At 73.5% G+C, this 11542-nt stretch carries 13 protein-coding genes; 2 read left to right on the forward strand and 11 right to left on the reverse strand.

The window, feature by feature from the left end; all coding sequences use genetic code 11:
- Nucleotides 1-5 precede the first annotated feature (5 nt).
- The 8 genes from FHX71_RS17180 to FHX71_RS17215 all read right to left on the reverse strand — a co-directional run bounded on the left by FHX71_RS17180 (nt 6) and on the right by FHX71_RS17215 (nt 7162).
- The gene (locus FHX71_RS17180; protein ID WP_182618349.1) at nt 6-842 is read right to left on the reverse strand and encodes a MurR/RpiR family transcriptional regulator; all 837 of its coding nucleotides are present in this window, start codon (nt 840-842) and stop codon (nt 6-8) included.
- Nucleotides 839-2098, reverse strand: coding sequence for an allantoate amidohydrolase (locus tag FHX71_RS17185; RefSeq protein WP_312877078.1), 1260 nt, complete (start codon nt 2096-2098; stop codon nt 839-841). Before FHX71_RS17185 ends, FHX71_RS17180 begins: the two co-directional genes overlap by 4 nt.
- The gene (locus tag FHX71_RS17190; protein WP_182618350.1) at nt 2095-3378 is read right to left on the reverse strand and encodes a (S)-ureidoglycine--glyoxylate transaminase; all 1284 of its coding nucleotides are present in this window, start codon (nt 3376-3378) and stop codon (nt 2095-2097) included. The genes FHX71_RS17185 and FHX71_RS17190 overlap by 4 nt, the downstream gene beginning before the upstream one ends.
- On the reverse strand, nt 3375-4811 hold the full coding sequence (allB, locus tag FHX71_RS17195) for an allantoinase AllB (RefSeq protein WP_246402613.1): 1437 nt from the start codon (nt 4809-4811) through the stop codon (nt 3375-3377). The genes FHX71_RS17190 and allB overlap by 4 nt, the downstream gene beginning before the upstream one ends.
- On the reverse strand, nt 4808-5746 hold the full coding sequence (gene pucL, locus FHX71_RS17200; protein ID WP_182618351.1) for a factor-independent urate hydroxylase: 939 nt from the start codon (nt 5744-5746) through the stop codon (nt 4808-4810). The genes allB and pucL overlap by 4 nt, the downstream gene beginning before the upstream one ends.
- On the reverse strand, nt 5747-6040 hold the full coding sequence (locus tag FHX71_RS17205; protein ID WP_182618352.1) for a hydroxyisourate hydrolase: 294 nt from the start codon (nt 6038-6040) through the stop codon (nt 5747-5749). It lies immediately after the preceding gene.
- Nucleotides 6037-6585, reverse strand: a complete 549-nt coding sequence (uraD, locus tag FHX71_RS17210) for a 2-oxo-4-hydroxy-4-carboxy-5-ureidoimidazoline decarboxylase (RefSeq protein ID WP_182618353.1) — start codon at nt 6583-6585, stop codon at nt 6037-6039. Before uraD ends, FHX71_RS17205 begins: the two co-directional genes overlap by 4 nt.
- A 121-nt stretch (nt 6586-6706) precedes the next feature.
- A complete protein-coding gene (locus FHX71_RS17215; RefSeq protein ID WP_182618354.1) occupies nt 6707-7162 on the reverse strand; it encodes a DUF4383 domain-containing protein in 456 nt (151 codons plus the stop codon).
- A gap of 220 nt (nt 7163-7382) precedes the next feature.
- Between FHX71_RS17215 and FHX71_RS17220 the strand changes: the two genes are divergently transcribed.
- Nucleotides 7383-8375, forward strand: a complete 993-nt coding sequence (locus tag FHX71_RS17220) for an Abi family protein (RefSeq protein WP_182618355.1) — start codon at nt 7383-7385, stop codon at nt 8373-8375.
- Here FHX71_RS17220 and FHX71_RS17225 read toward each other — a convergent pair.
- Complete coding sequence (locus tag FHX71_RS17225) at nt 8372-9514, reverse strand: amidase family protein (RefSeq protein ID WP_182618356.1); 1143 nt, start codon at nt 9512-9514, stop codon at nt 8372-8374. The two genes, FHX71_RS17220 and FHX71_RS17225, sit on opposite strands and share 4 nt — an antisense overlap.
- A gap of 284 nt (nt 9515-9798) precedes the next feature.
- On the opposite strand from FHX71_RS17225, the gene FHX71_RS17230 reads away from it, so the two are divergent.
- A complete protein-coding gene (locus FHX71_RS17230; RefSeq protein WP_182618357.1) occupies nt 9799-10791 on the forward strand; it encodes a helix-turn-helix transcriptional regulator in 993 nt (330 codons plus the stop codon).
- Here FHX71_RS17230 and FHX71_RS17235 read toward each other — a convergent pair.
- Complete coding sequence (locus FHX71_RS17235) at nt 10784-11071, reverse strand: hypothetical protein (protein WP_182618358.1); 288 nt, start codon at nt 11069-11071, stop codon at nt 10784-10786. The genes FHX71_RS17230 and FHX71_RS17235 overlap by 8 nt on opposite strands.
- Before the next feature lie 3 nt (nt 11072-11074).
- Nucleotides 11075-11227, reverse strand: a complete 153-nt coding sequence (locus FHX71_RS17240; protein WP_182618359.1) for a hypothetical protein — start codon at nt 11225-11227, stop codon at nt 11075-11077.
- Nucleotides 11228-11542 lie beyond the last annotated feature (315 nt).

Genomic DNA, 11542 nt, shown 5'->3' on the forward strand with positions numbered 1-11542 from the left:
GCAGGTCACCTCTCGTCGATCTCGCGGAGCAGCTCGTACCGGGCGTCGATCGCCTCCACGCGGGCGCCGGCGCCGTCGAGCGCCTCGTGCACCCGGTCGGACAGCATCGCGACGACGCTGACGGGCGCGACCAGCGAGTCGAACGCACCCTCGGTCGTGATGGGGCACTCGATCCACCAGGTCACGGTGCCGGCGAGGTGCCGCAGGCTGGAGTCGGCGAGCAGCAGCACGCGGACGCCGTCGGCCAGCAGGGCCTCGACCATCTCGCCCACGCGGAACGCGTGCCGCCGGATCGAGACCACGACGACGACGTCGTCGGGGCCGAGGCCCACCAGGTCGTCGGCGAGCGACTGGCCGGGGCCGGGCGCGAGGTGCACGCGCCCGCGCACCTGGATGAGGTTGCGCCGGAGCTGGGTCGCGGGACCGAGCGAACCCCGCCGTCCGACGACCACGACGTCGCGCGCGGTCGCGAGCGCTCCGGCGATTCCGTCGAGCGTCGCGTCGTCGAGCGCCGCGTAGACCTTCTCCAGGTTCTTGACCTCCTGCTCCAGCCGCTCGCGCAGCCCGGGCGCGGGGTCGACGGCGATCGGCAGGCCGCGCCCGCGCTGGGTGCGCAGGTCCTCGCGCAGCCCCTCGAAGTCCTCGTAGCCGAGCTTGCGGAACAGCCGGCTCATGGTCGCCTTCGAGACCCCCGCCAGGGCGGCGAGCTCGGTGGCGCGGTAGGTCCCGAGGTCGCCGAGGTGGTCGAGCAGGGCGTCGGCCGCGCGCCGCTCCTGCGGGGACAGCTCCCGGTAGCCGGCGGCGATGCGGTCCTCGAGCGGGCGGTCCGCGAGCGACGTCATGACGCCTCCTCGGCCAGCGCCAGCACCGCCGCCGTGTACGCGTCGAGCGCCAGGGCCACGTCCGCGGGGTCCACGTGCTCGTCCGGGTGGTGGCTGATGCCGTCGCGGCAGCGCAGGAACAGCATGCCGACGTCGGTCACGGCCGCCATCGCCATGCCGTCGTGGCCGGCCGGGCTCCACAGCCCCAGCGGGTCCGACGACGCCGCGGTCGCCTGCGTGATGCCCGTCGCCACGGCCTGGCTCAGCCGGGGCGAGCAGGCCGTCGACGGCGCCTCATGGGTCTCGGTGTGCTCGAACTCGACGCCCCGCGCGTCGGCGATCTCGCGCCCGGCGGCGGCGATCTGCTCCCACAGCGCGTCCCGGCCGGCGTCGGTGCGGCCGCGCAGGTCGAGGGTCAGCTCGGCGCGTCCGGGGATCACGTTGACGGCGCCCGGCTCCACGTGGAGCTCGCCGACGGTGGCCAGGCAGCCGGCCGCGATGGCCAGCTCCTCGATCCGGGTGACCAGGTGGGCCGCGGCGACCAGCGCGTCCCGGCGTCGGGCGAAGGGGGTGCCGCCCGCGTGCCGGGCCTCGCCGGTGACGGTCAGCACGAACCGCCGCGCCCCCGCGATGGACGTGACGTACGCCAGGGGCAGGTCCTCGGCCTCCAGCACGGGCCCCTGCTCGATGTGCGCCTCCAGGTATCCGACCAGGTCAGCGGGGTTCCGGGCGGCGTCGCCCACGCGGTCGGGGGCGAGGCCGAACTTCTCGAACGCGTCGCGCAGGGTCACGCCGTCGACGTCGGCCTGGTCCCACCACGCCTCGTCCCACTGGCCCGACGCCGCGCAGCTCCCGAGCAGCGCCTTCCCGAACCGGGTGCCCTCCTCGTCGGAGAACCCGACGACCTCCAACGCGAACGGCAGGGCGGTGTCGCGCAGCCGGTGCGCGACGGCGATCGCGAGGATCACGCCGAGCATCCCGTCGTACCGCCCGGCGTCGGGCACGGTGTCCAGGTGGGACCCGAGCACGAGCGCGGGCTCGCCCGCGGTGCCGGGGCGCTGGGGCGTGCCGTCGGCGGCGCGGCGGCCCCAGAGGTTGCCGGCGGCGTCGGTCTCGGTGTCCAGTCCGGCGTCGAGCATCCAGGCCCGCACGGCGATGTTCGCGGCGGCGTGCTCGGGCGAGAGGTACACGCGCTCCAGGGCGTCGGGCCGCGCGGAGTGGCGCGTCAGGTCGTCGCACCGGTCCATGACCCAGTCGGTGGTGCCGATCCTGCTCACAGGCGAGCCTCCTGCCCGACGACGGCGCCGTGGCCGGTCTCCTGGACGGCCGACGTCGCGCCGAGGTCGCCCTCGTACACCGCGAGCGCCGCCGTGACCCCGCCGCCCGCCGGGGCGGCGAACCCGAACCGGCGCAGCTCGTGCTCCAGCGCGGCCAGGGTGGTCAGCACGGCGTCGCGGCGGGAATTGAAGCCCATGGTGCCGATGCGCCAGACCACGCCGTGCAGGGGGCCGAACGAGGTGCCGATCTCGATGCCGAAGTCGTCCAGGAGGGCGCCCCGCACGGCGTCGCCGTCGACCCCCTCGGGGATGCGCACGGCGACCACGTTGTGCATCTTGTGCGCGACGTCGCCGAAGACCTCCAGGCCGAGCCGGAGCACCCCGGCGAGCATGGCGGCGCCGTGCCGGGCGTGCCTGTCCACCGCGGTCGCCATGCCCTCGGCGACCAGCAGGCGGGCGCACTCGCGGGCCGCGTAGAGCATGGACGTGGCCTCGGTGTGGTGGTTGAGGCGGCGCGGTCCCCAGTACTCCATGATCTGCGCGAGGTCGAGGTAGTTCGACTGGATCGGTACGCCGTGGGGCGCTACGTCGTCCGCGGTGCGAAGCCCGGCCTCGACGTGCCGGCGCCGCTCGATCGCGGCCACGGCGGCGGGCGAGAGCGTCACGGGGGCGCTGCCCGACGGGCCGCCCAGGCACTTCTGCAGCCCGGCGGTCGCGGCGTCGATACCCCACTCGTCGGTGTGGAACGGATTGCCGCCGAGCGTGGCGGTGGCGTCGACGTACAGCAGGGCGTCGTGCTCGTGCGCGATGCGGCCGAGGTCCGCGAGCGGCTGGGCCATCGTGGTGGAGGTGTCCCCGTGCACGACGGCGAGCAGGCGCGGCCGCACGCGGCGGACGGCGTCCTCGATCTGCCCCGGCTCGAAGACCGTGCCCCACTCGGTCTCGATGGTGTGCACCTCGGCGCCGGCGCGGGCTCCGATCTCGGCCAGCAGGTGCCCGAACCGGCCGAACACCGGCACGAGCACGCGGTCGCCCGGCTCCAGCAGGGACACGAGCGCCGCCTCGATGCCAGCACGGGAGGTGCCGTCCACGAGCAGCGTCTGCTCGTTGGCGGTGTCCCAGACCGTGCGCCACAGCACCATGGCCTCGGTCATCGTGTCGGTCATGAACGGGTCGAACTGGCCGACGAGCGGTGCGGCCATGGCGCGCAGCACGCGCGGGTCGGCGTCGACGGGGCCCGGCCCCATGAGAAGCCGGGCCGGCGGGTGGATCTGGGTCATGCGGGCCTCCTGAGCAGCGTCCCCCGGCTTCCTGCGCTGGTCGAGCTTGTCGAGACCCGGGTCTCGACAAGCTCGACCAGCGGCACGACGGCCCCCTGGACCGTCAGGCCGTCGTACGCGCTGATCTTGTTCTTGTGCGCCATCTCGGCGGCGCGGAAGGTCGTGGTCGCCTCGGGGTCGTAGACGACCAGGTCGGCCGCGGCGCCCTCGGCGATCACGCCCTTGCGGCGCGGTCCCCGGTCGAGACCCACGAGCGCGGCGGTGTTCGCCGAGGTCCAGCGGGCGACGTCGGTCAGGGGGACGCCCCGCCCGCGGGCGGCGTCGGCCAGCGCGAGGAAGCCCGCCTGGAGGCCCGATATGCCGCCCCAGGCGGACTGCAGGTCCGCCTCGCCGGGCGGACGGCCGCCGGACTTCTCCTCGGCGGTGGCTGGCGAGTGGTCGCTGACAACGCAGTCGATGATCCCCGCGCGCAGGCCCTCCCAGAGCGCGTCCTGGTTGCCCCGGTCGCGGATGGGTGGGCAGCACTTGAAGGCCGCGTCGCCGTCCGGCACGTGCTCGGCGTCGAGCACCAGGTAGTGGTGGCAGGTCTCGACGGTGACGGGCAGGCCCTCGTCCTTGGCCTCCTGCAGCAGGTCGAGCGCCCGCGCGGAGGACAGGTGCAGCACGTGGGTGCGCGTGCCGGTCTCGCGGACGGCGTCGAGCAGGCCGGCGATCGCCGCCGTCTCGGCGTCGTGCGGACGGGAAGCCAGGAAGTCCGCGTAGGCGCGGCCGCTCCGCTGCGGGGCCGCCGCGAGCGCCGCCGGGTCCTCGGCGTGGACGATGAGCAACCCGCCGAAGCGCGTGATCCGGTCCATCGCGGCCACGAGCTCGTCGGGGCCGAGCGGCGGGAACTCGGGTACGCCGGAGTCGGCGAGGAAGCACTTGAAGCCGAAGACGCCGGCGTCCCAGAGAGGCTCCAGGTCCTCGACGTTGCCGGGCACCGCGCCACCCCAGAAGCCGACGTCGCAGTGCAGCTCGCCGCGGTCACGGACCGCCTCGGCGGCGGCGCGCTTGGCCTCCAGCGCGGCGACGTTCGTGGTGGGCGGGAGCGAGTTGAGCGGCATGTCGACGATCGTGGTGACGCCGCCGAGCGCGGCGGCGCGCGTCGCGGACGCGAATCCCTCCCACGCGGTGCGACCGGGCTCGTTGACGTGCACGTGCGTGTCGACGACGCCGGGCAGCACCACCTTGTCGCCCAGATCCACGACCTCCGGGGGCGGCTCGGGGACGGCGCCCAGCACCTCGCCGAACACGTCGTCGGCGGGCTTGAGCACGGCGGCGGGGTCGCTCGTGCCCCACCACACCTGGTCGATGCGGTCGCCGTCGAGGCGCAGCACGGCGGGGCGCAGCTCGCCCTCGACGAGCACCCGCTCGGACGCGAGGACCAGGCTCATACGAAACCTCCGATCGTGGACCACACGGGGTGCTCCGTCGCTGTGTTCTCCGACCGCTGCACGGCCGCCTCGATCAGGCCGTAGGGCCGGTCCGCCGCGAAGAACACCTCGCCGGGGTTGTCCAGGCCGAACGGCTCCAGGTCCACCAGGAAGTGGTGGTTGTTGGGGCAGGACAGCCGGATCTCGGCGATGTCGTCGAACGCCTCCAGCACCGCGCTGCCCATCGCGAAGACGGTCTGCTGCAGCGCCAGGGAGTGCAGCCCGGCGAACGTCGTCAGCAACAGCTCGCGGACGGCGGCGAACCGCTCGTCGTGGTCGGCGGGCCCGGCGGCGTCGGTGAACGACGCGTCGTACCGCCACCAGGCGGTGACGTCGGTCGCGAGGATGCGGTCGTCGGTCTCGGGCAGCGTGGTGTACCGGTCGCGGGGGAACCCGGAGAACTCCGAGCCCGTCGACTTCAGCACCGTGACGTCGCTCAGCCCGGCGAGCAGGGTCAGGCCGGCGTCGTCGGCGTGCACGAGGGCGGTGCGGCGCTCGGCGGCGCCCCGGACGAAGGAGTGGTCGTGGCCCGCTCCGGCGTCCGACGTGCCAGCGCCGTCGGGCGTGCCCGCCCCGATGCGCTCCCAGCCGTACTGCTCCGCGCGCCAGCGCCCGCCCGTGACCTGCGGCTCCGCCAGGAAGTGCCGGGCCAGCCGCAGCAGGAACGCCTCCGGCGAGCCGACGCCGTCCCGCGCGAACGCCTGCACCGTGTTCTTCTGCGTGTCGGTGGCGATGACGCCCGAGTTGTCGCCGGACTCGTGCGCGGCCCGGAAGTCGCCGCGGAGCTGTGAGGTGATGTTCAGGTCGGTGATGCGGTGCCGTGGCGTGTCGCGGTCGACGCGGACCAGCCGGACCTCGGACTTCCCGTACTGGTTGGGGCCCAGGACGATCGACATTCAGCTCCCCCGGTAGGTGGTGTAGGCGAACGGGCTCAGCAGCAGGGCGACGTGCGTGTGGTCGGGGCCGAGCACGACGTCGAGCACGACCTGCCCGAAGAACGTCTCCCGGTCCTGCGCCCCGAACCAGTCGCCCACGGCGAAGGTCAGGACGTGCCGGCCGGGAGTGACCTCGCCCCAGGCGATGCGGCCGTCGGCGTCGGTCACGGCCTGGCGGGTGCCCAGCGCGACCGTCAGCCCGGCGGCGGGCAGGCCGCGGGCGGCGTCCAGCACGTGGGTGGACGCGGTGCTCACGGTGCCACCGCGGGGTCGTGGGCGGTCGCCGGCACTGGGGCCGCTGCGTCCGGGGCCGTCTCCTCGACGAGCGCCCCGAGCCGCAGCAGGGCGATCTGGCGGAGCTGCTCGGCGGTCACCAGCGCCTCGGTGTCGGGGTCGTTGCCGAGCCGCTCGGTCAGGTTCACGAGGATCTCCTCCGCGGTGCGGCCCGCCGCCCGGACCAGGAAGATGCGACCGAACCGGGCCTCGTAGGCGACGTTGCCCGCGGCGATCCGGGCGGCGGTCGCCTCGGCCGCCGTGGGCTGCTCGGTGCGGGACAGGCGCGCCTCGGCGGAGTCGCCCGCCGCGCGCTCGCCGATGCGCGGGTGGTGCGCGAGCGCCGCGTCGACGTCCGCGGCGGCCCAGCCGGCAGCGGCCTCGGCGGCGTGCCTCAGCAGCTCGTCGCGGTCCGGGTAGGGGCGGGCGGTCACCACCGCGTCCACCCAGGAGTCGACGTCGGCGCACGGGCGGACGGCCGCCGCGGCGTCGGACGGGGACAGGGCGTTGAGCGTCGCGAGGTCCATGGAACAAATCTACGGTTTCAACGCGATTTGCGAGTGGCACGCGAGTTTCAGGTCCGTAAATCTTCGCGCGGGCCGTACCGGCGTCGGCGCCGGTGCAGCCCGCGCGGGCTGGTCGCGCAGGTCAGCCCTGGGAGGGGGCCGTGGTGCCGTACGTGCTGGGCGTGCTCGACCGCGCCGGCCACACCGCGATCACGAGACCGACGAGCGCACTGAGCGCGTGCAGCCAGTTGTCGGCCGCGTTGATGTTCAGGAAGTTGATGCCGGGGTTGCCGACGGCGAACAACCCGTAGACGAACGTCACGCCGTAGCCGACCAGCAGGAGCCAGCCGAAGGTGCGCGCACCCCCGGACGTGCCCCACAGGGCGATGCCGAGCACACCGATGACCAGGTGCACGATGTTGTGCAGCGGGTTGACGGCGAAGATCAGCAGCGTCTGGCTGTGGTCGTGCATCGCGAACCCGCTGAACCCGGTCACGAAGAAACCGGCGATACCGACCAGCAGGTAGACGATGCCGAAGACGAGAGCCAGCAGCTGATGGGTCCCGCGGGTGCCCTGTGGTGCCGTGGAGTGAGACATGATGCTTCTCCTGTCGGTCCGGTGTTACGTTTTTTCACCTTCCCCCAGGAACGGGTTGTTCGCACGTCGGCGTCAGGAAGCAGTCACGGCGCGAGGCCGTTGCGGGGGTCACGGGCGTCACCTAGACTTATCCCACAGCACCGGCCCCTCTGACCTCACGGTCACGGGCCGGTTTTCCTTTCGTCGCGACAGGCGCATCCCACACCTCTAGCCCTCTGGGGTGCCGAACTACGCCAAGCCGTACCTGACACCAGCGCAGCAAGCCGCGCTCCTCGCGCGGCGCGGCACGGACCTCGTGGGGTCGGACGCGGCCCGTGCGCTGGAGACGATCGGCTACTACCGGCTGAGCGCCTACTGGTACCCGTACCGGAACATCGACCCGCGACAGACAAGCCGAGCGCAGCGGGTCCACCGCAGCAGCGCCGTCCCCGACGGCACACCGTTCACCCAGATCCTTGATCTCTACACCTTCGACCAGCGCATCAAGATGGCGGTCATGGAGGCGATCGAGCGGATCGAAGTTGCCGTCCGGGTGCAGATCGCGGACGTGCTGGGACGACGGAGCCCCTTCGGACAGCACCAGGCCGCGTGCCTCGACGGCGCGTTCACCGGGCGCCGTCCGGGCGAAGCCGCATCACGACACGAACGCTGGCTGGACCGGCTCCGCGAACAGCAGCGCCGCTCGTCCGAGGACTTCGTGCAGCACTTCCGGACGAAGTACAGCGGCGACCTCCCCATCTGGACCGCGATCGAGCTGCTCGACTTCGGTGCCATGGCGACCTTGTTCACCGGCCTCAAGCGAGTCGACCGGGACGCCGTCGCCGCCAGGCTCGGCGTGGTGGACGAACATCGACGCGGCGACGGGTCCGTTCTCGCCAACTGGCTGCGGGTCCTCAACTTCGTCCGCAACACGTGCGCACATCACGCCCGGCTGTGGAACCGTCACTTCACCGAGAAGGTGCGGACCAGTGCGCTCGGCGGGATGAAGAACCTGAGGCACCTCCAGCACATCAGCGAGCGGGATCGCGCTCGCTTCTACCCGGCACTTGCCGTGATCTGGCACCTGATGAGCGCCATCGCGCCCGGGTCGTCGTGGCACGCACGAACGCGGACAGTGCTCGACGGGTTTCCGGCAGACGGCGTCGTCGGTCCGGCCGACATGGGGTTTCCACCAGGGTGGGGCAGGCACCTGAGGCACCGGCCCCTCACCTAGCTCCCCAGCCGCCCCGCCACGGTCAGCAGCGCGCGGTCCGAGCCGGCCGGGCCCACCAGGCAGGCGCCCGCCGGCAGTCCGGACGCCGTCGTGACCGGCACCGACACCGCAGGCAGGCCGCCGATCCCCGCGACGCAGGTCAGCAGCATCGTCGCCTCCCGCGCGGCCTCGGCGTCCTCGGGCCGGGGCGCGACGGTCGCCGTCGACGGCAGCACCAGCACCCGCTCCCCCAGCCGGTCGCGGATCTCGGCCCGCGCTCGCGCGACAGCGGCCCGTGCCGTCGCGGCGTCGACCACGCCGATCAACCGCGCCCGCTCGAACCGGCCGCGCACCGCGGGGCCGAGGGTGTCCATGCGGTCCGCGAGCCACGGGCCGTGGACGGCCCACGCCTCCGCGGCCTGGAGCGTCTGGAAGGCGGCGAGCCACGCGGGCTCGGGCGACCAGTCGGCCGCCCCGGCTCCGGCGTCCCGGGCGAGCCGCCCGACGGCGTCGCGCACCTCGGGCGCCGCCAGGCCCAGCAGGTCGTCGCTCACCACGAGCGGTACGTCGTCCGGCAGTGCGGCCTGGTCCTCCGGGAGCAGCACCTCCCCCACCCGGGCCAGCGCGCCGGCGTCGCGGGCGAGCCAGCCGACGGTGTCGAACGACGGCGCGAGCGGCAGCAGGCCGCCGTCCGCGACCGCGCCGTGCGTCGGCCGGATGCCCCACAGCCCCTGGTAGGCGGCGGGCACGCGCACGGACCCGCCCGTGTCGGTGCCCAGGGCGACGCTCGCCTCCCCGGCCGCGACCGCGGTCGCCGGGCCCGACGTCGAGCCACCGCTGATCCGTCCGGGCGCGCGCGGGTTGGGCGGCGTGCCGTAGTGCGCGTTCGCGCCGGTCAGCGAGTAGGCGAACTCCTCGGTCTGCGCGATGCCCGCGACCGCGGCGCCGGCCGCGAGGAGCCGCGCGACGGCGTCGGCATGCGCCTGCTGGGTGGGCGCCGCCGCGAGCCAGGCCGGGTTGCCCGCGCCGACCCGCTGGCCGGCGACGGCGAACAGGTCCTTCACGGCGACGGTCTCGCCGTCGAGCACGCCGGAGCCGGACGGGGCCACCAGCGGGCCGGGCTCGGGCCGGACACGCCACACGCTCAGGTCAAGGGCCATGCGCACATGCTGCCAGGCCGGGCCCGAGGTGCGCTTCTACCCAGTCATTGGGCCCGGAACTCAGCGTTTTCGCGGCCCGATGACTGGGTAGAAGCGCACCCCGAAGCGAGCGGAGCGAGGGGCGGAGCGAGGCGCCGGGAGACCGAGAACCCGCAGGTCAGCAGCACCCCGAGCGGGTGAAGTCCGGGGTAATTCCTGGCCGCGCCCGGCGCTCTGTGCGATCGTCCGAGACCGGGACGACTACCCGGCGCCCCTGTGGTCTGTTTCGATCAGGGAGTCAGCGGATGCTGCAAGGTCTGGGGTTGTCCGGCACGGCCGAGTCCGTCTACCTGCAGATGCTCCGGGACCGCGACGCGGGGCCCGACCGGATCGCGGAGGCGCTCGGGGTCGACGAGGACCAGGTGCGCGACGCGCTGGACGAGCTGTCCCGCCTGATGCTCGTGGAGGCGTCGTGGGCGGGCGGCGCCGGGTTCCGTCCGGTCAGCCCGGAGATCGGGCTCGCCGCCCTGCTCGCCCGGGAGCAGGCGCAGGTCGCGCAGCGCAACCAGGAGATCGAGGAGGGCCGGGTGGCCCTCGCGCGGCTGGTCTCCGAGCTGCAGAACGTGCGCAAGGGCCCGGATGTCGAGGTCCTGGAGACCGCCGAGGAGGCGCGGGACCGCCTGGCGACGCTCACGGCGCGGTGCACGCAGCAGCTCTGCACGTTCGTGCCGACCCGGGCGACGTCGTCGCGCGCGCTGGAGTCGAGCCGGGCGCTGAGCAAGGTGCTGCTGGACCGGGGCGTGCGGATGCGCACTGTCTACCTGGAGAGCATCCGCAACGACCAGGCGACCTGGGACCACGCGACCTGGCTGCGCAACAACGGGGCCGAGGTGCGGCTGGCGGCGACCGTCCCGGTGCGTCTGCAGATCATCGACCAGGACCACGCGATGGTGCCGCTGGCCAACACCGAGTCGGGTTCCGGGGCCGTGGTGATGACGTCGCCCGGGGTCGTGGCCGCGCTCATGGCCCTGTTCTCGCAGACCTGGCGCTCGGCCACCCCGCTGGGCGCGGACCGACGGCGCGACGACGACGGCCTGTCCGTGCAGGAGCACGAGCTGCTCCGGCTGTGGGCCAAGGGGGCCACCGACGAGACCGCGGGCCGCCGGCTGGGTGTGTCCCTGCGGACGGTACGCCGTCTGAGCAGCGCCCTCATGGAGCGGCTCGACGCCGGCAGCCGCTTCCAGGCGGGCGCCCGGGCGCTGGAGCGCGGCTGGCTGGACCCGGCCGACCTCAGTTGAGCTCCGCGGGGCTCCACACCCGCACGGTGCCCAGCGTCCAGCCGGGCAGCTCCAGGGAGTCGGCCGCGGCGAGCAGGAGGCGGCACCCGGTGGCCGCCGCCTGCTCCAGCGGGACCAGCAGGAAGATCACCACGCCGAAGCCCGTGGGCAGCGCGCCCGCGTAGACGTGCATCAGCTCGTCCCGCGGCGCGGCCACGGACTGGACCGCCTCGGTGAGCTGCTCCGACGTGGTCCAGGTCGTGGTCGGCGGCGCATCGACGACGATGCTGACGATCCGCATCGGTCACGGGTGGGCGGTGGCAGGCGGCGTCGTCTCCCACTGCGGGTCCGTCTCCCACTGCGGGTCGGACGCGCTGGCCGCCGTCTGGCCGGCTCCGGCGAGCAGGACGGCGGCGAGGACGACGGCGGCGACACGCTGCGCGGCATTGATCTGCACGGTTTTCTCCAATTCGGCGGGGGATTCCTGCTTTCTGTTTCTTATCCTTTCCCGGCACCCGCCGGGCAACAAGAGAAAAGGGCTGTCCTGGACGTGCCACGGACATTCCTGCCGCACGCACGGGAAATGGCACGGTCCTGCCACCGAGTGCGGTGGCAGGACCGTGCCATTGCTCAGGTTCTAGCCCGGGTCACATGTTCACCCGGATACCGAAGTCACCCCCGTAGACGTTCGTCACGTGCACGCTGGTGGAGTTGCGTGGTGGTGCCGCCTCGACCATCTGCCCGTTTCCTAGGTAGATGGCCACGTGATAGG

It is taken from the genome of Promicromonospora sukumoe (assembly GCF_014137995.1).
GTDB classification, from domain to species: domain Bacteria; phylum Actinomycetota; class Actinomycetes; order Actinomycetales; family Cellulomonadaceae; genus Promicromonospora; species Promicromonospora sukumoe.